The following is a 21660-nucleotide window of genomic DNA, read 5'->3' on the forward strand; positions in this document are numbered from 1 at the left end:
GAACTTATGAACAGACTGAAAATCAAATATGCCGTCGCGTACGGCTTTCTTGCAACAACGGCGGTCGCGCTTATCGCATCGCTATTTACAGGCTGCCATGTCTACGAACATGAAGAGGTGGAAATTATCCGCTGCCCGGTGATCGAAGCCGATACGATCGACATTCCCGGCTGGGATAAGGAAATCGCAACCCCCGAATTTTAACCGCTGTCACGATGAAAAAACTGTTGATTTGGCTCCCGGGCATGCTTTCGATGCTCGCAGCCTGCACCGAAGCGGTAGAGATACCGGCTCGGGCGCCCGAAAAACAATCGCCCGTCAGGGTCGAACTGCATCTGACGACCGAGCAGCAGGCCGCCACCCGCGCAATGGATGAAAATTGCATTCGGGATGTGAATTTGTATCTGTACGGAGATACAGAATATCATTTTTATTTCCCCTCCGTTTCCTCGCCGCTGGTGTTCAACGTCCTTCCCGGCAATTATCGGAGTTATGCGATTGCGAACGCCGGACAGGATCTGGGAGATAAAAATGCGTTCAAGATCCAGTTTTACGAAACAGCGGTAGACGTGATGGAGTCTTCGGACGCTATCCCGATGACGGATCGGGGAACATTGGCGGTCGATGGCGCTGGCCGGTGTACCCCCTCATCGCTTCGCGTAACGCGCAGTGCGGCGAAGATCGCCTATACCATCGAGGTCGCCGACGCCGTCGCACCGTCGCTCCGTCTTCGCTCTGTGCAGTTCTGCAATCTGCCGCTGACGATACGTCCCTTCGATTCGGGCAGTATTTCTTCGACGGTCGAGGCGAACTACTATGACGGCGAGGCGATGCCTGTCGGCAATGAACGGAGAACCGCGGGTACAGCGTATCTTTTCGAGAACTTGCAGGGCTCGGTAGACACGATCACCGACCAGAAGGACAAGTGCCCTGAAAATGCTCCGGCCTGTGCCACCTACCTGCGGATTCTCGCGGAACGGAGTGCGGACAAAGCCCTTGTCGAATACATCGTTTATCCGGGTGAAAATAACACGTCGGATTTCAATGTCCGCCGAAACACGTGGCATAATCTGGAGCTTGTTATCAGGGGCGAAAATGAGATCGACAACCGGGTTCTCGTCTACGACGGTCTGTATTACGGAACGGCGAACTGCCATATCTGCACCGGCGATCAGGTTACGTTCGATGTTACCCCGTATCGCACGTCTCGCAGCCGCAATTACGCCTATCTGGGAATCGAGGCGGGCGATGAATACGCTCCGGCATCCGCCGGGCTGCTGTGGCAGGACAACAAGATCGTGACGGGATTCACGCTTGCGGACAACCGTCTTACGGTGCGCACGAACGGTCAGCGGGGCAATGCGCTCGTCGCGGTGTACGATGCTGGCGGGACGATTCTCTGGAGCTGGCATATATGGTGCCTGCCCAACGATCGGCCGCAGGACGACCGGTATACGAACCGAGCGGGCGAACAGTTCCTTGTCATGGATCGGAATCTGGGAGCCATCGGTACGGATTTGAAAACCCGCTACGGACTGGTCTACACATGGGGGCGCAAAGATCCCTTTACGTCGAACGAGGTCTACAACGCCGCAGGACGTAAGGATCGGTTCATAAACCATTGGCCGACAATCTACACCTCGAACGGATCCGAAGCCAAAACATACGATCTGACCTATATGACCCGGCACCCGACGACGTATGTCTATACGGGGTGGTACGCCAAACTTTATACCTATTACGACAATGCCCTTTGGGGCGATCCCGCGCCTGTGGACACTTACGGTTGGGCGAGTGCGAAAAGCGTGTATGGCCCCTGTCCCGAAGGGTACCGGCTGCCGAGCCGTTATACATGGACGGCTTTCGAGAATTACGTTTTTCCCGGAGAACCATATGTGGTCGGAGCGTTCGACAACGGCTATTGGTTCCAGCGCTTCAGGGGAGATACGAAGGGGACGTTTTATCCCGTACCGGTCGGGAACGACGATTTTCGGCTGGATCGTGACGGCGTTGCCGTCATGCTGACCGGAGCGGCGTCCGAACCGACATCCGCTACGCCGTATCCGACCGTCTATTTCAAATTCGAGATCAACAGCGGGTGGACGAACTTCGAAGGCGGAAAAGGCAAAGGGCTGGTGCGTTGTGTCAGGGAATAGATATTATTTCCGATTCTGTCTTGTAAAATCCTCTGAAATTTACCGTTCATGTCCCGAATCGCAGATTTTTTAGACCGCCTCATGAGGCGCAAGGTTCCGGCGAGTGTTTTCGTTACGATGAATCCGCAGATGCAGGCCGTGCGTATCGCCGTCCGAGAAAACGGACGTCAGTCTTTCGAAGATTATATACGCGAACAGGTTGCCGCCTGCTCCCGTTCATCGGTCGTTCCCGACCACACGCTGCTGCATCTGACCTTTCCCGACAGCAAAGCGATTCCGTCGCGCCGAAGTACGACGAACGAATATTTTTACGGGAAGCTGGCTCCGGCTTTTATCCGGCAGGATATACACCCCGAGCCGGCCGTTTCGCTCCGGGATGCGGCTTTCGCACTCTCGAAAGGTCTTTCGCCCCTCTCTCCGGCAGGGCGGCGGGAACAGCTGATGCGCGATTCCGAATACCGGAGATTTACGATGCATTGTGCCCGTACGGCGCCCGACGATGCACCGCTCTATCGGGCTGTAACCTCTTCACAGGGAACTTATCTCTTCAGCGATACGCCCAAGGGCCGGCGGGCCATGTACTGCTATATGCAATACATGACGGATCGTTTCTTCGGAATGCGGACTGATGCAGATACGCTGAAAATCTATGAATTGAAACATTTGCCGCCCCGAATCGCCGCGATGGCGGACAAGTGTATCGACAAATTCGTGAAAAGCGATCTGAAAAGCGAGTATCCGGGACTGGAGAGATCCCGATACAGTTTTACCGTGGAGAAGTGGATTCCGACATCGGTACTTTCGGAAGGCGTATGTTCGGCAGCATATTCCATATCGCCGTGCTACGAGGACTTCGAGAGGTTCGTTGCCGGGAACCGGACACAGGTATCGTCAGGCAATCACGATCTCGCAACGCTGTTGTATATCGCGGAAAACGGGTACGCCGCATCTGTAGCCGACGACGGGTTGCATCGTTTCAGACATCGGGAGTTCTTCTCCGAGGTGGCGTCGAAACTCCGGGATTGCGACCGGGCGCGTATGGGAAACCGGCAATCGACGCACGACTTCGGGTACGGTGCCTTGCAGCAGCAGGCCCGTGAAATCGCAGCGGGTATTCTTCGCACGGAATACAACATTCAGAACGGGAGATTCCTGACGGAATACAAAGAGTCATCGCCGGATGCGAAACAGCATGTTTCCCTGCCCGGAACGGGCACCGTAACCAAAAAGCGGGAAACGAAACGCAGGCTGCGGCATTCCCGTCCTGTCAGCGGCAAACGTGCCGCAATAAAAATGTAACGAATATGCGGGAAGACCGGATACGAAGTATTTACCTGACGCTCGACTGAACGCTGCATGCCGTACGTTTCGCTGTCGGAACGAACGGCGAAGAGGGTTTCAGGCATCACATCTCCGAAGAGTTGAAAAAGACAACACCCGGACGGGCGCTCGAAAACCTGTTCTATCTGCAATACGATCTGCCTCCGGAAGCATCCTTCCATGCGACGACGGAAGAAGCGAAGCGGCCCGATGAACTATACATGCGGAAATTATTGCCGGAATTGACTCGTCTGAAGTTACAGCCCCGTCATGTCGTGGCGAATGACGAGGCGTATTATGCGGTGATGAAAGGCGTAATGCTCTTTACGCCGGAAGCAGAAAAGCTGATGCTGACGGAGGATTACTTTTCGGCACGACGGCAAATCCGGCTGTGTGCACCGGATTTGAAACGACGAAATGAAACACGACGGCATCCGATGCCGGTGCTTAAATTATACTAAATACTAATTCATAAAACATTCGACTTATGGAAGTAACCATGATGGAACACGATGCCTATCTGGAACTGAGAAGGCGTCTGTGCGGCCTGTCGGTCGCCGTAACGGAATTGTATCGTAAGGTAGCTCCGCCCACACGGGAGAAATGGCTCAGCACGCAGGAAGTATGCGAGGCGCTGCATATCTCGCAGCGGGCTTTGCAGAATTACCGCGATCGGGGAATCATCCCATATTCCACGATAGGTTCCAAATTCTATTACCGGGAGACCGACGTCGAACGCGTCATCCGCGAAGCTCTGATCCGCAGATAGTATGTCGGACATTATTACGAAGCGATCCGAAGAGTTCAAGGAACTGACGGATTGGATGGTGCAAACCACGCGCGAGATCGAAACGGCCATGAAACATTTGCGGCCGACGATCGGTCAGGAGCATTATCTGACCGGAGATGAGATTTGCAGACGCTTCCATGTGTGCAAACGGACGTTGCAGACCTTGCGGGATACGAAAGCGATTCCCTATACGACGCTCGGCGGGAAAATCCTCTATCCCGAATCCGGTATCTTCGAGGTGCTGAAGAAAAACTACCGCGACTTCCGGCCCTGGAATAAGTAAACGAACGGCGACCAGACTGATCTGGTCGCCGTTCGTTTAGGGTTAAGCCTCTTTGGAAAGCAGCCGGGTCGTAGGCTGTGTGAGTTCATACAGATTGCCGATGCGCTGCGTAAGAAGACGTACGTCTTCCTTCATCTTGTTGGCGGTTAATTTGGCGTAGATTTGAGTCGTCGTAATCTGCTTATGTCCGAGCATTTCCGAAACGGTTTCAATAGGTACTCCTTTCTCCAACGTGACCGTCGTTCCGAATGTATGCCGACCGATGTGCGTCGATAGGTTTTTGGTAATGCCGCATTTTTGGGCAATACGTTTTATCGTTGTACACATACTTTTCCGATCTTTCACGGGAAAGACCCGCGTTTCGTCGATTTTACCCGGATACCCCCTATATCGTTCGATAAGCTCTTGCGCAATGGGCAGCAACATGATGTGATAAGGCGTACCGGTCTTCTGACGGCGATTATAGATATATTGTTCTCCCGTCGGAGTTGTTACGATATGATCGTAAGTCAGATTCTTCAGATCTATATAAGCCAGTCCGGTGAAACAACAGAAAATAAACATATCCCGCACGGCCCGCTGCCGATGATAACGCAATTCTATATTCATAAGCCGTTGTATTTCTTCGTCGGACAGGAACATGCGGGGCTTATAATCCGGAGCACATTTGAACGCCAGAAAGGGATGACGGTCTATCCAGCCTTGCTCAACGGCTACATATAAAACACACTTCAACGTCTGGGTGCGTTTGAAAGCCGTTGTCTTGCCGCAATGTCCGTCTGAGAGCATCCATGCGTAATATCTTTCGATGAACGTAACATCCAACTCCTTCAAAGTCACATCTTCCAGTTTTTTCAGAACCAGATACCGCATCAGGCAACGGCGTTCTTCCATCAGCCTATCGTAAGTACGTTGCGCTCTGTCACGTCCGATTCTCGCTTTTATAGAATCGGCGTGGTAGTCGAAAGCTGCGATAAGCGTTTTATATCGGTCGCCGAAACCATGGTAAGCATTCTTGACCTTATTGGCCGTGACATACGCATCACGGTCACTGATCGACTGATAATGTTTGGTGATTTGAGCCTTGATGTTTTCAAGCATCTGGTGAATTTCGCGCGAAAGCGTATTTCGTTGCGATTTCAGATAATTGGTTTTCTCATCCCATAGCGCCGGGTCGATATTCAATTTGCAACTGAAACCGGCTTGCGTGCCATTGACCGTGATGCGCCCCATGACCGGAACTTTCCCGTCTTTCGAGATTTTATCCTTTTTTAGATAAAACAGAACTTTGAACGTACTTTTCATAACTCAACAATTTTTAATGTGACAAAGGTATCGGTTGTTGAGTTCTCAAGAATTACGTATATTTGCGCAAGAAATTGTAATTCAGTCGCATATATGCTATTATAAAGCAATTCGACGGGGTTACGATTTGGTAACGAAACTCCCGTCGAATTCTACTTTTAATAGCCTTTGCATCCGAAATCCGTGTAAATAACGGAATTTTAATATATTGATTTTCCGTTATTTACATTTTGCCTATTCCAATTATAAAAAAACACTCATCCATCAGGGGGATGTCTTTTTTTTGCCCGCGGCGGAACGGAGCCATCCGCCCGGGGCGTGCCGGCGCGCGCATTTGTTCACAAAATGTTCATTAAAAGCCCCGAAGCATGTTTCCTTTCCGGAGAACTATCCCTATATTTGTTTTCGTGCAAGGTTCTCCGCCGACGGCTGTCGGCACGAGATCAAAAGGGAACTCCTGTGAAAATCAGGGACTATTCCCGTAGCTGTAAGCCCCGTTGCGTTCCGCACACTCTTTAGCCACTGTCCCCCGGGACGGGAAGGCGTGCGGAAGGGGCGAGTCAGAAGACCTGCCTTGCCGGGAAGGGTGGCCGCCTTCGGGATTTAGGGCGATACCCGGACCTTTTTATACCGAACATGTTTTTCGAGGGAATTCCGCCCTTTTCTGCGGCCGCAGCAGAAGAGAACGGGGTTTCGCACCGCACAGGCACACAACAAATATGGGATAAATATGGGCATTTCGGAAATTTACATCGTCAAACGCGACGGCAAACGGGCGCCGTTCTCGGTCGAAAAGATCAAACGCGCGATCAGCAAGGCGTTCCTCTCGGTGGGCGGCTACGCCACGGACGACGACCTCACGTCGGTGTTGAGCCGCGTCCGCGTCTCGGACGGCATGTCGGTCGAGGAGATTCAGAACCAGGTGGAGGTGGCCCTGATGGCCGAGCGTTATTTCGCCGTGGCCAAGAGCTACATGCTCTACCGCCAGAAGCACTCCGAGGACCGCGAAGACCGCGAGAAACTCGAATTCCTGATCAACTACTGCGACGCGAAAAACCCCGCGACAGGGTCGAAATACGACGCCAACGCCAACGTCGAGAACAAGAACATCGCCACGCTGATCGGCGAACTCCCGAAGCGGAACTTCATCCGCCTGAACCGCCGTCTGCTGACCGACCGCATCAAGGAGATGTACGGCAAGGAGCTGTCGGACAAATACCTGCGCCTGCTCAACGGCCACTTCATCTACAAGAACGACGAAACGTCGATGGCCAACTACTGCGCCTCGATCACGATGTACCCGTGGCTGCTGGGCGGCACGCTGTCGGTGGGCGGCAACTCGACGCGCCCGACCAACCTCAAGTCGTTCTGCGGCGGGTTCGTCAACATGGTCTTCATCGTCTCGTCGATGCTCTCGGGAGCCTGCGCGACGCCCGAATTCCTGATGTACATGAATTATTTCATCGAACAGGAGTACGGCGAGGATTACTACACGCGCGCCGACGAAGTGGTCGACCTCTCGAAGAAACGGCGCACGATCGACAAGATGATCACCGACTGCTTCGAGCAGATCGTCTACTCGATCAACCAGCCCACCGGGGCGCGGAATTTCCAGGCCGTGTTCTGGAACGTCGCCTACTACGACCGCTACTATTTCGAGTCGCTTTTCGGGGAGTTCGTCTTCCCGGACGGCTCGAAACCCCATTGGGAGTCGCTGTCGTGGTTGCAGAAACGGTTTATGACGTGGTTCAACCGCGAACGCACGAAAACCGTGCTGACCTTCCCCGTCGAGACGATGGCGCTGCTGACCCGCGACGGCGACGTGATGGACCGCGAGTGGGGCGACTTCACGGCCGAAATGTACGCCGCGGGGCACTCGTTCTTCACCTACATCAGCGACAACGCCGACTCGCTGTCGTCGTGCTGCCGCCTGCGGAACGAGATCCAAGACAACGGGTTCAGCTACACGCTGGGCGCCGGAGGCGTCTCGACGGGTTCGAAGAGCGTGCTGACGATCAACCTGAACCGCTGCATCCAGTACGCCGTGAAGAACGGCATGCACTACCTCGCCCATCTGGAGGAGATAGTGGACCTGGTGCACAAGGTGCAGATAGCCTACAACGAGAACCTCAAGGAACTGAAGGCCAAGGGCATGCTGCCGCTCTTCGACGCGGGGTACATCAACCTCGCACGGCAGTATCTCACCGTCGGCGTCAACGGACTGGTCGAGGCTGCGGAATTCCTGGGCATCCGCATCGACGACAACGACGACTACGCCGCTTTCGTGCAGGGGGTATTGGGGCTGATCGAGCGTTACAACCGGAAATACCGCTCGAAGGAGGTGATGTTCAACTGTGAGATGATCCCGGCGGAAAACGTCGGCGTGAAGCACGCCAAGTGGGACCGCGAGGACGGATATGCCGTGCCGCGCGACTGCTACAACTCCTATTTCTACGTCGTGGAGGACGAGTCGCTGAACGTCATCGACAAGTTCCGCCTCCACGGACGCCGCTACATCGAGCATCTCACGGGCGGCTCGGCCCTGCACATGAACCTCGAGGAGCACCTCTCGAAGGAGCAGTACCGCCACCTGCTGCGCGTGGCGGCCGCCGAAGGATGCAACTACTTCACGTTCAACATCCCCAACACGATGTGCAACAAGTGCGGGCACATCGACAAACGCTACCTGAAGGAGTGCCCCGCATGCCACTCGGACGACGTGGACTACCTGACGCGCGTGATCGGCTACATGAAGCGCGTTTCGAACTTCTCGGCGGCTCGCCAGCAGGAGGCCGCGCGGCGCTATTACGCCAAGGCGGAGTAGGATGGTGCGGTATCACAATTTCGACGTGGTGTTCGCCGAGATTCCCGGCGAAACGACCCTGGCGCTCAACATCACGGGCTGTCCCAACCGCTGCCCGGGATGCCACAGCCCGCACTTGCAGGCGGACGAAGGGCGCGTGCTCGACGAGGCGGAACTGCTGGGGCTGCTGGCCCGTTACGGACGTTCGGTGACCTGCGTCGCATTCATGGGCGGCGACGCCGGGCCGCACAAGATCGCCCGGCTGGCAGGGACCGTACGGAAAACCTGCCCGGAGCTGCGCACGGCATGGTATTCGGGCCGGGAGGAGCTGCCGGAGGGTTTCGAGGCCGCGGCATTCGACTACGTCAAACTGGGCGGATGGGTCGAGGCGCTGGGTCCGCTGACGGCGCCGACGACCAACCAGCGGCTCTACCGGATCGAACCGGACGGGACGATGGAGGACATCACGAAGCTGTTCCGGCGCAAGCCGTGACGCGACGCCGTTTTGCCGGTGGGAGCCGGAAATTCAGAGATTAGTTTAGCGTTGTCTGCCATGCAACGACTTACGGCCGGCTCCCACGGCAAATGGTGCGAAAACCGCCCGGAACGGCGGTTTTTTTCATAACTTTGCCGCATGGATCATTCGTTTCGATACACCGCCCGGGATTTCACGGCGGAACTGCCCGCCGCAGCATACGTCGCCCGCTTCCGCGACGCCGAACGGGTGGGCGGCTATTGCCGGGAGTGCGGCAACTACGGCCGCAGCTGGGGATGCCCGCCGTTCGGGTTCGATATGGAGGAGTACGTCACGCGTTACGGCACGGCGCTGCTCGTCGCGACCAGAATCACGCCCGAGGAGCCGGGACTCCCGGTCTCCGAAGCGGGACGCCTGATCCTGCCCGAACGGCAGCGGCTCGAACGTCGGCTGCTGGAGATGGAACGGCAATACGGCGGACGCTCGTTCGCCTACGTCGGAACGTGCATTCACTGTCCCGAGGGGAGTTGCACGCGCCCCGAAGGCAGGCCCTGCCGCCATCCGGAACTGGTGCGGCCGTCGCTCGAAGCCTGCGGATTCGACGTGGCACGCACGGCCTCCGAACTGTTCGGAATCGAGATGAAGTGGGGCAGCGGAGGCCGCATGCCCGAGTACCTGACGCTCGTATGCGGATTTTTCCACGACGCGGAATCGGTCGTATGGAACGGATAAGGGCGGTTTTCAACCGGAACGCGGCGGCAAGAATTCGGCGCACGCGCCGCTGCGGGCCGTCCGGTCGGGCGCATACGAAATAATCGCGTGCTGACGACCGTCGGCACCGGCAAGGAGCCTGACGCGCGGTCAGACGTTGAGCTGGTTGCCCTCGGCAAACAGGGAGTCGAGGATCAGGCGCAGTTCGGAGAGAAGCTCCTCCTCGTCCAACCCGCCGTTCAGGGAGAAGAATTTTCCCGGAGGCGTGCAGTACTGCACCGTCGAGGCGGCCTCGCAGGACTCGATGCCGCAGATGATGACCGCATCGACATCGTCCTCGTGGCGCAGCATGGCGTTGTAGAACGCCAGCAGGTAGCGCGGAGTGCTTATCGGCGGAACGAGCACCATCGTTCCCGAGGCGTCGAACTTGTCGGGTGAGTTGATCTCCTTCAGGCCGTACTGGCCTGCGATCCGGCCGGCGGTCTTCGCCGGAACTCCATACAGCACGATGTTCATAAGCGTTCGTCTTTGGAAAAAGGCGCGGCCGGCTTGCTGATCGCGTCCGACCCGTTATGGCGGCAACGTGTCCGTTTCCTTGCCGCTCCTTTTCCGGTTTAACCGAATATCAGTATCAAAAGCTGTGCCGCCAGCACCCGCAGAAACATCGACAGCGGGTAGACCGTCGCGTAACCGACCGACGGAGCGTCGGACGAGGTCTGTTCGGCCGAATAGGCCAGCGCAGGCGGGTTGGTCGAGGCCCCCGAAAGAACGCCGATCAGCGTATAATAGTTGAGTTTGTAGTAGAAGCGTCCGAAAATGCCCGCCAGCAGGAGCGGCACGACGGTGATCACGGCCCCGTAGGCGATCCAGACATATCCGCCCGCCACGAGCGTCGGCACGAACTCCTCGCCCGCGCCCAGTCCCACGCCCGCCAGGAAGAGCGAGATGCCCACCTCGCGCAGCATCAGGTTGGCCGACATCGTCGTATAGGTGACCAGTTTGTAGTGCGGCCCGTAGCGGCCGATCAGGATGGCCACGATCAGCGGACCTCCGGCAAGACCCAGTTTCACGGGCTGCGGGATGCCCGGAATCCAGAACGAAATGCTGCCCAGCAGAACGCCCAGCGCGATGCCGGTGAAAATGGGGATCAGGTTGGGGTGGTTGAGCCGCTTGAGCGAGTTGCCGAAAAGCCGCTCGGCATGGGCCACCGACAATTCGGGCCCCACGACCGTCACCCGGTCGCCGATCTGCAATTGCAGGTTTCCGGAGGCCACCAGGTCGATGCCCGAACGGTTGATGCGCGTGATCGTGACGCCGCACGTGGAACGGACCCGCAGTTCGGAGAGAGTCTTGCCGTTCAGCTCGGGCTTGGTGATCAGAATGCGCCGCGAAATCATCGCCTTGTCATGGACCATCGGCTCGGCGTCGACCTCCCGCCCGAGCAGGGCTACCAGCGCCTCGACGTCCCGGGGCGCGGCGATCAGCAGGATGCGGTCGCCGCAATGAAGCGCCGTCGAAGCGTCAGCCAGTTCGGGGCTTCCGCCGCCGCGGCTGATGCGCGAAATGACGAAATCCCGCAGCGCAAGGTCCCGGATCTCGGCGACGGTCTTGCCGTTGACGGCGGCATTGACGATCTCGACGGAAAGACGCCGGGTCGTCAGGTCTTTCTGCGCGTCCGAATCCTGCCCGGCGGCGGCCTCTTCGCGTTTCACGTCGATGCGCAGCAGGTAGCGAAGCCCGATCAGCGTGAGGATGGCTCCCACGACGCCCAGCGGGTAGGCCACGGCGTACCCCGTGGCGATGTCCGGGGCATCGGCTCCGGCGTGCATGTCGCTGAAAGCCTGCTGTGCGGCGCCCAGTCCGGGCGTGTTGGTCACGGCGCCCGACATCACGCCGACCATCGTCGTCATGGACAAGCCCGTGATGTAATAGAGCGCCACCGTCGTGGCGACACCCAGCGCCACCACCAGCACCGCCAGTTTGTTGAGCGTGACGCCGCCCTTGCGGAACGAAGAGAAAAATCCGGGCCCGACCTGCAGGCCGATCGAATAGACGAAAAGAATCAGTCCGAACTCCTTGAGAAAGTGCATCAGGTGTTCGTCGACGTTCATGCCGAAATAGCTGAAGCCGATGCCGACGAACAGAATGCCCGTCACGCCCAGCGACACGCCGGCGACCTTGAGTTTGCCCAGCATGACACCCAACGCCACGACCAGCGCCAGAATCAGCACCGAGTGGGCCACACCTCCGCCCCAAAGCGACTCGGAGCCAAATAACAATCGTTCGATTAATTCCATATCCAATCCTCATCCGGTCGGCTTCCGTCCGGGAAAAATCCCGCCTGCCGAAAGGCGCAGCACCCGGCAGCAAAGTCCGACATAAAACAATAAGCATTACATAACCCGATGTCAAATACCCATCCCCCGGGGCTTCCTGACGTCGAATCGGCCTGGCAGGTCTTCTGACTTGCTCCTGTTCCGAAGCCTTCCCGGTCCTTGCGGGCCAGTGGCGAGATGTTCGGAGCCTTCACGGAGTTTCACAGCAGCGGGACTGTCCGGGATTTGCACCCGATTCCCTTTTCACTCTTCTTCCACGCCCGGGAAGGAGAGTACCAAACCTGCGGCAAAGATAACGCTTCTTTCCGAGAAACCGCCCGAAATCGCGGATTATTTTCACCAACCGCAGCCAGAAAGCGCCGGAAAGGATCCCATTCCGGCTTGCGCTTCCACCCGCAAAAACATCCCCAATATTACTTTAATGTACCAAATCCGAATTCAGTCGTTTCTACACATCTATTTTCCCTTTTGCTCTTGCCGCATTTTTGTTAACTTTGCAGCAATTATCTTCAGCCATTAATTTATGGGAAACGCATTGCATCCAAATGAACGAACTTTGATTTACATGCTGCGAAAAATATCGGTCGCATTGGGCAAAACCATCGTCTCGCTCATACTGATCGCCTTGCTGGCAATCTTTGTGACAAGCGTAAGCCCCGTATATGATTTCAGTGAGGCTAAACCCTTCAGCGGCCCCGACATTTTTAACCCATACCGGGGGGGGGAATCCGACATATGCTGGAAACGAGCCAATTTTCATACGCATACGCGCGTAAAGGGCATCCTGAACGAGTGCGAATATTGGCCGGCCGAAACCGATGAAGCCTACCGGAAATTCGGATATGACATCGTAACATTCTCGAATCACAATGAATTGACCCTACATCCGTACGATTCCCTGTTGCAGGTCAATGTCTACGAACACGGTATCAACCTATTCAAATACCATAAGCTGGTATTCGGTTGCGACGAAGTCAACCGCTTCGATCATTTGATCCCGCTTTTCGCTTCCCAAAAACAATTCCAGTTAGACCTGCTCGGAAAGGAGTCCGATTTCATCCAGATGAATCACCCCTTGAGAACGACGGGCACGTCGAAAAGCCACATGCAAAAACTCGGCGGTTACAGGATCATGGAACTCGACAGCGGAAAGAGCACCGAAAACGAGTACTGGGACTGGGCCCTCAGCGCCGGGCATTACAGTTTCGGGCTGGCCAACGACGACCTACACTACCCCGACAAACCCAGCCGCATTGCCGTGAGGTGCAATTTCCTGCATTGTCCGTCGGCGAGGTATGAAGACATAAAGGAAACGCTTCTCGGAGGGTGCTATTATGCGATGCGCATTCCCGACTACGGACATGGGGACTGGGAGGTGAAATACGCCAGAAACAGGAATCTGCCGTCGGTCGAGAAGATCGGACTCGACGGCGAAACGATCTACATCGCCTTGTCGCGCCAGGCGGACAGTATCAAGGTGACGGGGCAGGATCACACCACTCTGTCGCTGGCCCGGAACTCGTCCGCGGCCAGCTATACCATGAGGGACAATGACCCCTACGCACGTATTACGGCCTACTTTCCCGACGGAGAGGTGATCTACACCAATCCGTTCGCACGATACGACGCTTCCGTGGCACAAACTCCCTATATGGCTCCGGCGCATACGGTAAACATCCCGTTGACGATTCTTTTCAACTTTACGCTTCTTGTCCTATGCGCGGGAGTGATCCTTACATTTTATAAAACAGTTATCAAATGGTAAAATTTCTGAAAGAAAAGACTGACCTCACCCGCATATCTTCGGTACTCAGCCTGTTTACGCTCGTGGCGTTCCACTGGCCGTTCTTCCGGCTGGTGCTCGGCAACATCGAAGGGGGCTTCAACGGCGTATTGATCACCGGAGGGCTGGGCGTGCTGATGTTCGCGCTCAATTTTCTCGTCTATTACCTCGTGCTCTTTCTCGGACGCTTCGCCGGAAAGTGTATCCTTGCCTTCACATTCATAGGCAATGCCATAAGCCTCTATTTCATAAACACATACCAGGTGCTCATCACGGACAAGATGATGGGGAACGTATTCAACACCCGGTATTCGGAGGCTTCCGGATTCTTTTCATGGTCTGCCGTATGGTATCTCCTCTTCCTGGGGGTGGTTCCATGCATCTACATTTTTGCAAGGCGGTTCGACTACGGAAGCTGGAAGCGTTTTTTCGCCCGCACGGGCATCGCATTGGCGGTTTCTTTGGCCATCGCGCTGGTCAATATGCAGAACTGGCCGTGGATCGACCGCAACGCGCCCAAGCTCGGCAGCCTGGTCATGCCGTGGTCGTATACGGTCAATTCCGTACGCTACTATAATTCCGTAAAGAAGCAGAACCGGAAAGAGATTCCCCTGCCCGACGCGAAGATCGTTTCCGACGGCAAGGATGTATGCGTGCTGATAATAGGAGAATCCGCCAGAAGGGAGAATTTCTCTTTATACGGATACGGCAAGCCGACCAATCCGCTTCTGGAGAAAGACAGCGTGACCGCACTGATTGCAGATGCGGCCGCGACCTATACCACGGCAGGCGTGAAGGCCATTCTCGACCATAAGCCGTCCAACAAACTTTACGAAATCCTTCCGAACTATCTCAACCGCAGCGGCGTGGATGTGGTATGGCGCAGCAACAATTGGGGAGAGCCTCCCGTACATATCGACAAATACTACAAGCCGAAAGAGCTCAAGGAGCGGAATCCCGAAGCCGACGACAGGTACGACGGCATTCTGCTCGCAGGCCTCCGCGAAGAGATACTCTCCGGCAGCAAGGACAAGATGCTCGTCGTACTCCATACCAGCACGAGCCACGGCCCCACGTACTATAAGAAATACCCGCCGGAGTTCGAGGTGTTCAGTCCCGTATGCACTACGGTGGAGATGTCCAAAGCGGATCCGAAGGAGCTGATGAATGCCTACGACAACACCATCGTCTACACGGATTATCTCATTCATTCCGTAATAGAAATTCTTCGCGGGATTCCCCAAAGGCGCAGTTGCGTGATCTTCGTATCCGACCACGGAGAGTCCCTCGGCGAGGGGAATCTGTATATGCACGGCGTGCCCATACTTGTCGCGCCGAAGGAACAGATCGAGATTCCGTTCATCGTGTGGACATCGGATGAAGCGCTGGAAATAGATCCGGAGAAAAAGGTCGGGCAGTATCATGTCTTTCACAGCGTCCTGTCATTCCTCGGGATCGACAGCCCGATCTATGACGAATCATTGGATATATTCCAGCCATCTCACAAAAGATAACCCACCCAAGAGCATATTTTCACATGCGGGAACAATCAAAAAAATCGCTTAACTTGTCATAACCAACAAATTAAGCGATTTTTCCTGTACCCGGAGCCGGGGTCGAACCGGCACGGCCATTACTGGCCACAGGATTTTAAGTCCGGCGTGTCTACCGATTCCACCATCCGGGCGCAGTCTTTCGCCGAAAGACGCCGGCAAAAGTACGAAAATATTTACGATTTGCCAAAATCTATGTAATTTATCATCGCCGCATCGTCGTCGGGCCGGAACCAGCGGATTTCCGGATCGCGGCGGAACCAGGTGAGCTGCCGCTTGGCATAGCGGCGCGAATTGCGTTTGATCAGCTCCACGGCCTCGTCATAGCCGATACGCCCGTCGAAGTAATCGAAAAACTCGCGGTAGCCGACCGTCTGCAACGCATTCAGTTCCCGGTAGGGGTACAGCGCCCGCGCCTCGGCTTCCAGACCGTCGGCAAGCATCCGGTCCACCCGGCGGTTGATGCGGTCGTAAAGCTCCTCGCGCGGCAGGTCGACGCCGATTTTCACGATTTCGAACGGACGCGCTCGCCGTATGCCGGTACGCTGCCGGGAGTAGGGCATGCCGGTTTGAAGGCATACCTCCAATGCCCGCACGACACGCGCCGGATTGTTGAGGTCGACAATCCGGTAATACTCCGGGTCCAGCTCCCGGAGCTTCTCGGCAAGCGCTCCGAGTCCCTCCTCCGCCAGCCAGCGATCCATCTCCTCGCGCAGCGATTCGTCGGCCTGCGGCAGGTCGTCCATGCCTTCGCACAACGCCCGGACATACAGCCCCGCGCCGCCGACGGCAACGACGTAATCGTGGCCGGCAAAAAGTTTTTCGAGCCGCGCAAGGGCCTGCACCTCGTATTCCCCGCAACTCAAGTAATCCTTTATATCGTGCGAGGCAATAAAATGATGCTCAATCGCTTGAAGCTGATCGAAAGTGGGCTGCGCCGTGCCGATCGGCATCCCCCGGTAAACCTGCCGGGAATCGGTCGAAAGGATCGGAGCGGCGTAATGGCCGGCCAGACGGATGCTCAAATCCGTTTTGCCCGAACCCGTCGGCCCGACGATGACCAGCAGCCGTTTAGTACTCATCGTCGTAATTATCGTCGCCCTCGAAATCGCTGAATTCGCTCATCACTTCGCCGAAAATCGACCCGTCATCGTCCTCCGCGCGCGTTTTCGACGGATCGTACTGGTCGGGAGCTGCGGCCTGCGCATAGATTTCACGCGGATAGGAAGCGCCCTTCTCGGCCTCGAAGGTTCCGGTAAGTTCCAGAAAATAAGCACGGTCGCCGAACATGTCGAAGAGATAGATCAGACGGTCGCGGCGGTTGTGGATGACCTGGCCGAGCGTTACGCTCTCCATCGCCGCGGGAGCGTCCCCGGAGCCGTCGTCCATCTCCACGCTCGTAAATTCGCGCTGCTTCTCCCAGCGGTCGTCGGCCGTGAAGAACGAAGCCATACAAGGCTCGTACTCAAGCGACTGAAGGATGAAATCATGGAAATCGAGCAGCGTCATGTCGTACATCGCCTCATAATCACGCACGAAATTGTCGTTTTCGTCGCTCAACATCCGGAATCGGAAAACCATCGACATTGCAGTAGTATTTTTAGAATATTGTTTCGTTACGACACCAAATATAACACTTTTTGTCAATCCAACGCCGCAAGCCACGCAAGAACGTCACGGTCGTCGGGATAATCGGTCAGGGCCGGAGACTGTGCGCAGCCGAAACCGGCGCGGCGGCTGTGGGGGAGACACCCGGTGACGACGCATTGCAGTTCACCGTCATGCCCGGCAAGCCATGCGACCACTTCGTCCAACGTCGCGTAATGCGCATAGGCGATCCGGCTCAACGCCGCCGGAAAGGCGCATTGCTCGACAGCCACGGCGCATCCCAGATCGACAAACGGCCGTCCCTGCATTTCCAGCAAGGCGCGCTGCTGCCTGTAATTGTTTATATATTTATCGTTTACAGGCGGTATTTGAAGCGCAGGTTCATATCCTTCCGGCGCGAAAATCAGCGACACGCTGCGACACCCCAGCCCGGAATAGGCCCAGATGTCGTCGGCCAGTCCGGCAAGCTGTTCCGGCGTCTCGCGCCCCGAAAGCACGGCTACCGACTGGCGGCTGCCCCGCAGCAGGGAGGGAATGCCGGCGTAATGCGCCCGGAAATAGCGGTTGGCGTTGTCGCTGCCGGTGGCGATCACGGCGTCGACGGGCGACGTTCCGTCGTACAGGCGGACCGGCGCGGAAGGGTCGATTTCGCGCAGCAGCCCCACGACATGTTCCATCAGCACGGAATCCTTGGCGGAGGGCTTCACGAGACAACCGTGGCCGCTCACAAGCACGCACAGCAGGTCGAAAAAACCAACAAGCGGGATATTTCCGGCCATGACGACCAGCACGCGCCGCGGCTCCGCAACCGGAAGGGCAGGGTAGTCCGCCAGCCACGCCTCGAGCTTTTCGCGTTGCAGCATGTCGCAGGCAATCGCGCGCACCGCACGACGGATGTCGGCGGGCGTAAACCAGCCGTTGGCACGGCAGGCGGAGTCAATGACCGCGCGCGTCGCATCGTCATCGCCGAAACCGAGCAGGCGCGCGCCCAATGCGGAAAATGTTTCGATCATGTTTTTCATGGCTACAAAGATACTATTTCACGTTGTAATCCGCACATTTTTCCAAAAGTTGTGCTATTTTTGCGAAAGGGCATACAATAACATGCCAACGACTATGGAGAGAAATTTGAAAGACGCGCTGCAACACCGGCGCAGTTATTATGAACTGACCCCCGAATCCCCGATCGACGACGCAAAGATCGAGGAAATCATTCATTTTGCGATACGACACATCCCGTCGGCCTTCAACTCGCAGTCGACGCGGCTGGTGCTCCTGTTGCACGAACAGCACAAAGCGTTCTGGGAGATCGTGAAACGGACCCTGCAAGCCATCGTTCCCGCAGAGGCGTTCGTCGCCACGGAGCAGAAGATCGACCGCAGTTTCGCATCGGGATACGGCACGGTGCTCTACTACGAGGATACGACCGTCGTGCGGAAACTGCAGGAACAGTTCCCGACCTATGCGGACAATTTCCCGATCTGGTCGGAGCACACCTCGGCCATGCACCAGCTGGCGGTATGGACGATGCTCGAAGACGCCGGGTTCGGCGCGTCGCTCCAGCATTACAACCCGCTCATCGACAAAGAAGTGCGCGAACAATGGGATCTGCCCGCAGCGTGGCGGCTGATCGCCCAGATGCCGTTCGGAACGCCGGGCGGAGAGCCGCAGGAAAAGAGTTTCAAGCCCTGGGAAGAGCGCATACGGATATTCAAATAGAAGCTCCCGTAGAAGCTCCCGGCGGCAGGCATATCGTAAAAAAAATTGCAGAATACATTGGAAAAATTTGGAGTTTCGAATTTTTTAGTTACCTTTGCACTCGCAATTACGAAACATGCTTTTGCGGAAATAGCTCAGTTGGTAGAGCGCAACCTTGCCAAGGTTGAGGTCGCGGGTCCGAGTCCCGTTTTCCGCTCACGACAAACGAGTGATAATCAATGAATTATCGCTCGTTTTTCTTTTTGCGGGTGCGAAATGAAACTCTCCATAATGCCTTTTTCGCGCCGTTTTCCGAAGAATGTTTTACCATTTGTTTAACCATGTTTTACGGCGGTAAAACACCGTTCGCGCTTGTCTGCATAATGCCGCAACATTATGAGTGTCAGCATTAATGCCATTTGCAGAAAAGACCGCATCAATCAAAATCGCACCACGAACATCTACCTGCGTTTTACCGTCAATCGTCGCAGCCGCTATGTAAGCACGGGAATCAATATCCCCGCCGACGATTGGGATTTCGATACCCAAACGCTTAAAACGCAGAATCCCGCCGTTCAGCTGCGGATTTACGAGCAAATCGAGAAATACGACAAGCGCATCAAACGGCTCGAAGCGTTGGAGGTTCCCGTAACGCTGGACAACGTGCTGGAAACCGACGGGCGGAGGGTCTATTGCACGATAGCCGAATATTTCCGCCGCACGATTACACAATTGGAATCAGTCGGTAAAATCGGCTCGGCATCGAAACACAAGGTCACGTTCTCACTCCTGCAACAATTCCGCTCGACCAATATCCGTTTCGACGAAATTACGGTCGGCTACCTGCGTGATTTCGAACTGTTCCTAATGAAAAAGGGGAACAAGAGCAATTCGATAGCCACGAAATTCAGCGTTCTGAAAGCCGTCTATAACAAGGCTCTTGCCGAGGGGATTTTCACCACGCCGCACAGTCCGTTCCTGCAATTCAAAATCGGACGGTTGTGGACAGCCACCCGCAAACGCGCCATCCGCAAGGAGGAGGTGCAACGGCTGATGCAGGCGGAGATACTCGCCGACGGTTCGGCCTATCTGGATTTCGCACGGGACATTTTCCTGTTTTCATACCTCTCGGCAGGCATCAATTTCAAAGACATCGCCACCCTGCGTTACTGCGACATGGACGAGGAAAGAATCTACTATGCCCGCCACAAAACCAGCAAGGAGATGACCTGCCACCTCTCGGAGCAGTCGAAAGCGATTATCGGCAAATACGCCAAATCCGACCATGCGGACGAAGATTATATTTTCCCGATACTCGACCGCCGCATACACAAGACCGAGCAACAGATTTACGACCGAGTGCGCAAGGTGCTGAAACACGGGAACAAGGCCCTGCACGAGTGGAGCCGATTATTGGGGCTGAAAATCGAACTGACTACCTATGTCGCTCGGCACACGTTCGCAACGGTCTTGAAGCGTTCGGGAGTGAATATTGCCATCATTTCCGAATCGCTCGGTCATTCCGATTTATCGTGAAGGAACTGTAAATTTTGGCGAAAATGAAAAAGATAAAATATTAAGAGCTGTGTGTCAACATTGCACACACCTCTTTTGGTCTTAAAAAACAGTGTCTATTTCTCCCTGCGCAAAAAGCGGTCGGTCAGGAACCGGCGCACAGGCTCGTCGTAGAGTTTCAGACAGAGATAAGCCAATATCACAGAACCCGCGACGAGCGCCAGGGCGCCGGGCAGGGACTCCGTGAAGGTGAGGTTTTCGTTCTTGACCCAGGCATAATAGAGGTAGATGAAAGGGTAGTGCACCATGTACAGCGGGTAGGAAATATCCCCCAGAAATTTGCAGACCCGGGTCGTCACTCGGTCCGTCGTCTTTCCCGAAGCCCCGAGACAGACGAGCAGCGGAAAGAGGACTACGGCGCACAGGGTGTCGTACAGCCCGTTCATCCACAAATGTTCGCTTCCCCCGATGCGCGGCACGGAAAGTAGCGTCACGATCGCCAGGGCGCAGATCCAGAACGCGCCCCGAATCCGCACGGGCTTGAACACACGCGAAAGCAGCAGTCCGGCCGAGAAGGCGAACAGCAGGCGCAGAGAGCCGCCGAGCATGTTGTCCCCGTCCATGGCGAACCCGACGCAGATGTCGCCGAGGGGTCCCCAGACGGCGAACGCCGCCAACCCGCAGCCGGCGAGCAGCACCAGCACGGAAAGCGCCCGGGTCGGAAGCTTACGGATGAAGAGAGCGTAGAGGACATTGCCGATATACTCGAAAAACAGCGACCAGCTCGGGCCGTTGAGCGGATACATTTCACCCAGCCCTCTGATTTCGGAACCGGGCGTCGCCGGAATCAGCAGCGCGTTCAGCAGCGTGGCCGTCAGCAGCATGGATAGGGACACCGCCGAGACATCCCAGACGGAACAGCCCTGAAAATAGAACATGACGGCCCCGATCACGGCCCCCATGACGACCATCGGATGCAGACGGATCAACCGCCGCTTGAGAAAATCCTTTACCGACATCTTTTTCTTCCAGCGGTCGTCGTAGGCGTAACCGATGACGAAACCCGAAAGTATGAAGAAAAAATCGACGGCCAGATAGCCGTGGTTGATCCGCTGGTCGAGATGGCTGGTCGCATAGGCTTCGAACAGATGGAACCAGACGACCATGATCGCCGCTACGCCGCGCAATCCGTCGAGTATGTCGTAGTGCGGTTTGGTGTCTGCAAATGCAGCTGATGAGATTTTTGACATCGGCTTTCGTATGTTTGGGAGAAGTAAAGATCGTAAAGAGCCGGACGGATGTCAAACCGGATACACCCGGTTCG

General features: G+C 55.9%; 20 protein-coding genes, 2 tRNA genes and 2 riboswitches. Of the genes, 14 read left to right on the forward strand and 8 right to left on the reverse strand.

Features of this window, described 5'->3' with window-relative positions; all coding sequences use genetic code 11:
* The first annotated feature begins 6 nt into the window (after positions 1-6).
* The 6 genes from DWW03_RS03300 (at position 7) to DWW03_RS03325 (ending at position 4549) form a co-directional block, all read left to right on the forward strand.
* Positions 7-204, forward strand: a complete 198-nt coding sequence (locus DWW03_RS03300) for a hypothetical protein (RefSeq protein WP_018696912.1) — start codon at positions 7-9, stop codon at positions 202-204.
* Positions 205-215: 11 nt separating this feature from the next.
* Positions 216-2156 (forward strand): DUF4906 domain-containing protein, encoded by a 1941-nt coding sequence (locus tag DWW03_RS03305; protein WP_118406309.1) that lies wholly within the window; start codon positions 216-218, stop codon positions 2154-2156.
* A gap of 48 nt (positions 2157-2204) precedes the next feature.
* Entirely contained in the window at positions 2205-3455 is a 1251-nt protein-coding gene (locus DWW03_RS03310) for a DUF6047 family protein (protein ID WP_229096085.1), read from the forward strand.
* Positions 3456-3577: 122 nt separating this feature from the next.
* Positions 3578-3937, forward strand: coding sequence for a hypothetical protein (locus DWW03_RS03315; RefSeq protein ID WP_018696915.1), 360 nt, complete (start codon positions 3578-3580; stop codon positions 3935-3937).
* A 26-nt stretch (positions 3938-3963) separates the two neighbouring features.
* Positions 3964-4245 carry a helix-turn-helix domain-containing protein gene (locus DWW03_RS03320; protein ID WP_015547818.1) on the forward strand — a complete coding sequence of 94 codons (282 nt, stop codon included), beginning with the start codon at positions 3964-3966 and terminating at the stop codon, positions 4243-4245.
* 1 nt (position 4246) lies between these two features.
* The gene (locus tag DWW03_RS03325) at positions 4247-4549 is read left to right on the forward strand and encodes a helix-turn-helix domain-containing protein (RefSeq protein ID WP_015547817.1); all 303 of its coding nucleotides are present in this window, start codon (positions 4247-4249) and stop codon (positions 4547-4549) included.
* Positions 4550-4591: 42 nt separating this feature from the next.
* Here DWW03_RS03325 and DWW03_RS03330 read toward each other — a convergent pair whose 3' ends face one another.
* Positions 4592-5854 (reverse strand): site-specific integrase, encoded by a 1263-nt coding sequence (locus DWW03_RS03330; RefSeq protein ID WP_118406311.1) that lies wholly within the window; start codon positions 5852-5854, stop codon positions 4592-4594.
* A gap of 395 nt (positions 5855-6249) precedes the next feature.
* Positions 6250-6446: riboswitch (cobalamin riboswitch) on the forward strand.
* Between the two features lie 138 nt (positions 6447-6584).
* Between DWW03_RS03330 and nrdD the strand changes: the two genes are divergently transcribed.
* From nrdD to DWW03_RS03345, 3 genes are all read left to right on the forward strand, one after another.
* The gene (nrdD, locus tag DWW03_RS03335) at positions 6585-8678 is read left to right on the forward strand and encodes an anaerobic ribonucleoside-triphosphate reductase (RefSeq protein WP_022061710.1); all 2094 of its coding nucleotides are present in this window, start codon (positions 6585-6587) and stop codon (positions 8676-8678) included.
* Position 8679: 1 nt separating this feature from the next.
* Positions 8680-9150 (forward strand): anaerobic ribonucleoside-triphosphate reductase activating protein, encoded by a 471-nt coding sequence (gene nrdG, locus DWW03_RS03340; RefSeq protein WP_015546146.1) that lies wholly within the window; start codon positions 8680-8682, stop codon positions 9148-9150.
* Between the two features lie 141 nt (positions 9151-9291).
* Positions 9292-9864: a DUF2284 domain-containing protein gene (locus DWW03_RS03345; RefSeq protein WP_022061711.1), complete on the forward strand. Its 573-nt coding sequence runs from the start codon at positions 9292-9294 to the stop codon at positions 9862-9864.
* 129 nt (positions 9865-9993) lie between these two features.
* Here the strand turns inward: DWW03_RS03345 and DWW03_RS03350 are convergent, their stop codons facing one another.
* Together DWW03_RS03350 and DWW03_RS03355 are read right to left on the reverse strand one after the other, a co-directional pair.
* Positions 9994-10359 (reverse strand): hypothetical protein, encoded by a 366-nt coding sequence (locus DWW03_RS03350; RefSeq protein WP_022061712.1) that lies wholly within the window; start codon positions 10357-10359, stop codon positions 9994-9996.
* A 98-nt stretch (positions 10360-10457) separates the two neighbouring features.
* On the reverse strand, positions 10458-12140 hold the full coding sequence (locus DWW03_RS03355) for a putative transporter (RefSeq protein WP_118406312.1): 1683 nt from the start codon (positions 12138-12140) through the stop codon (positions 10458-10460).
* Positions 12141-12276: 136 nt separating this feature from the next.
* Positions 12277-12474: riboswitch (cobalamin riboswitch) on the reverse strand.
* A 270-nt stretch (positions 12475-12744) separates the two neighbouring features.
* On the opposite strand from DWW03_RS03355, the gene DWW03_RS03360 reads away from it, so the two are divergent.
* Together DWW03_RS03360 and eptA are read left to right on the forward strand one after the other, a co-directional pair.
* Complete coding sequence (locus DWW03_RS03360; protein WP_147344285.1) at positions 12745-13944, forward strand: hypothetical protein; 1200 nt, start codon at positions 12745-12747, stop codon at positions 13942-13944.
* Positions 13938-15476 carry a phosphoethanolamine--lipid A transferase EptA gene (eptA, locus tag DWW03_RS03365; protein ID WP_022061715.1) on the forward strand — a complete coding sequence of 513 codons (1539 nt, stop codon included), beginning with the start codon at positions 13938-13940 and terminating at the stop codon, positions 15474-15476. Before DWW03_RS03360 ends, eptA begins: the two co-directional genes overlap by 7 nt.
* Before the next feature lie 87 nt (positions 15477-15563).
* Here the strand turns inward: eptA and DWW03_RS03370 are convergent.
* The 4 genes from DWW03_RS03370 to DWW03_RS03385 all read right to left on the reverse strand — a co-directional run bounded on the left by DWW03_RS03370 (position 15564) and on the right by DWW03_RS03385 (position 18145).
* Positions 15564-15649 (reverse strand) — tRNA-Leu (locus DWW03_RS03370).
* A gap of 42 nt (positions 15650-15691) precedes the next feature.
* On the reverse strand, positions 15692-16597 hold the full coding sequence (miaA, locus tag DWW03_RS03375; RefSeq protein ID WP_118406313.1) for a tRNA (adenosine(37)-N6)-dimethylallyltransferase MiaA: 906 nt from the start codon (positions 16595-16597) through the stop codon (positions 15692-15694).
* Positions 16587-17102, reverse strand: a complete 516-nt coding sequence (locus DWW03_RS03380) for an IS1096 element passenger TnpR family protein (protein ID WP_022062382.1) — start codon at positions 17100-17102, stop codon at positions 16587-16589. The genes miaA and DWW03_RS03380 overlap by 11 nt, the downstream gene beginning before the upstream one ends.
* Positions 17103-17158: 56 nt before the next feature.
* Positions 17159-18145, reverse strand: coding sequence for an acyl-CoA reductase (locus tag DWW03_RS03385; protein ID WP_118406314.1), 987 nt, complete (start codon positions 18143-18145; stop codon positions 17159-17161).
* A 94-nt stretch (positions 18146-18239) separates the two neighbouring features.
* On the opposite strand from DWW03_RS03385, the gene DWW03_RS03390 reads away from it, so the two are divergent.
* From DWW03_RS03390 to DWW03_RS03400, 3 genes are all read left to right on the forward strand, one after another.
* Positions 18240-18842, forward strand: a complete 603-nt coding sequence (locus tag DWW03_RS03390; RefSeq protein ID WP_022062380.1) for a nitroreductase family protein — start codon at positions 18240-18242, stop codon at positions 18840-18842.
* 123 nt (positions 18843-18965) lie between these two features.
* Positions 18966-19038 (forward strand) — tRNA-Gly (locus DWW03_RS03395).
* A 179-nt stretch (positions 19039-19217) separates the two neighbouring features.
* Positions 19218-20357: a site-specific integrase gene (locus DWW03_RS03400; protein WP_118406315.1), complete on the forward strand. Its 1140-nt coding sequence runs from the start codon at positions 19218-19220 to the stop codon at positions 20355-20357.
* 95 nt (positions 20358-20452) lie between these two features.
* Here DWW03_RS03400 and DWW03_RS03405 read toward each other — a convergent pair whose 3' ends face one another.
* Positions 20453-21586 (reverse strand): acyltransferase family protein, encoded by a 1134-nt coding sequence (locus tag DWW03_RS03405; protein ID WP_022061629.1) that lies wholly within the window; start codon positions 21584-21586, stop codon positions 20453-20455.
* Between the last annotated feature and the right edge of the window lie 74 nt (positions 21587-21660).

The organism is Alistipes sp. AF14-19 (assembly GCF_003461645.1).
GTDB classification, from domain to species: domain Bacteria; phylum Bacteroidota; class Bacteroidia; order Bacteroidales; family Rikenellaceae; genus Alistipes; species Alistipes shahii.

Excerpts from the sequence above, each read along its gene's own strand:
- DWW03_RS03325 (WP_015547817.1), top strand. The coding sequence starts at position 4,247 with ATGTCGGACATTATTACGAAGCGATCCGAAGAGTTCAAGGAACTGACG.
- miaA (WP_118406313.1), bottom strand. The coding sequence starts at position 16,597 with ATGAGTACTAAACGGCTGCTGGTCATCGTCGGGCCGACGGGTTCGGGC.
- eptA (WP_022061715.1), top strand. The coding sequence starts at position 13,938 with ATGGTAAAATTTCTGAAAGAAAAGACTGACCTCACCCGCATATCTTCG.
- DWW03_RS03400 (WP_118406315.1), top strand. The coding sequence starts at position 19,218 with ATGAGTGTCAGCATTAATGCCATTTGCAGAAAAGACCGCATCAATCAA.
- DWW03_RS03355 (WP_118406312.1), bottom strand. The coding sequence starts at position 12,140 with ATGGAATTAATCGAACGATTGTTATTTGGCTCCGAGTCGCTTTGGGGC.
- DWW03_RS03310 (WP_229096085.1), top strand. The coding sequence starts at position 2,205 with ATGTCCCGAATCGCAGATTTTTTAGACCGCCTCATGAGGCGCAAGGTT.
- nrdG (WP_015546146.1), top strand. The coding sequence starts at position 8,680 with ATGGTGCGGTATCACAATTTCGACGTGGTGTTCGCCGAGATTCCCGGC.
- DWW03_RS03330 (WP_118406311.1), bottom strand. The coding sequence starts at position 5,854 with ATGAAAAGTACGTTCAAAGTTCTGTTTTATCTAAAAAAGGATAAAATC.
- DWW03_RS03385 (WP_118406314.1), bottom strand. The coding sequence starts at position 18,145 with ATGAAAAACATGATCGAAACATTTTCCGCATTGGGCGCGCGCCTGCTC.
- DWW03_RS03345 (WP_022061711.1), top strand. The coding sequence starts at position 9,292 with ATGGATCATTCGTTTCGATACACCGCCCGGGATTTCACGGCGGAACTG.
- DWW03_RS03350 (WP_022061712.1), bottom strand. The coding sequence starts at position 10,359 with ATGAACATCGTGCTGTATGGAGTTCCGGCGAAGACCGCCGGCCGGATC.
- DWW03_RS03305 (WP_118406309.1), top strand. The coding sequence starts at position 216 with ATGAAAAAACTGTTGATTTGGCTCCCGGGCATGCTTTCGATGCTCGCA.
- DWW03_RS03405 (WP_022061629.1), bottom strand. The coding sequence starts at position 21,586 with ATGTCAAAAATCTCATCAGCTGCATTTGCAGACACCAAACCGCACTAC.
- DWW03_RS03390 (WP_022062380.1), top strand. The coding sequence starts at position 18,240 with ATGGAGAGAAATTTGAAAGACGCGCTGCAACACCGGCGCAGTTATTAT.
- DWW03_RS03320 (WP_015547818.1), top strand. The coding sequence starts at position 3,964 with ATGGAAGTAACCATGATGGAACACGATGCCTATCTGGAACTGAGAAGG.
- nrdD (WP_022061710.1), top strand. The coding sequence starts at position 6,585 with ATGGGCATTTCGGAAATTTACATCGTCAAACGCGACGGCAAACGGGCG.
- DWW03_RS03300 (WP_018696912.1), top strand. The coding sequence starts at position 7 with ATGAACAGACTGAAAATCAAATATGCCGTCGCGTACGGCTTTCTTGCA.
- DWW03_RS03380 (WP_022062382.1), bottom strand. The coding sequence starts at position 17,102 with ATGTCGATGGTTTTCCGATTCCGGATGTTGAGCGACGAAAACGACAAT.
- DWW03_RS03360 (WP_147344285.1), top strand. The coding sequence starts at position 12,745 with ATGCTGCGAAAAATATCGGTCGCATTGGGCAAAACCATCGTCTCGCTC.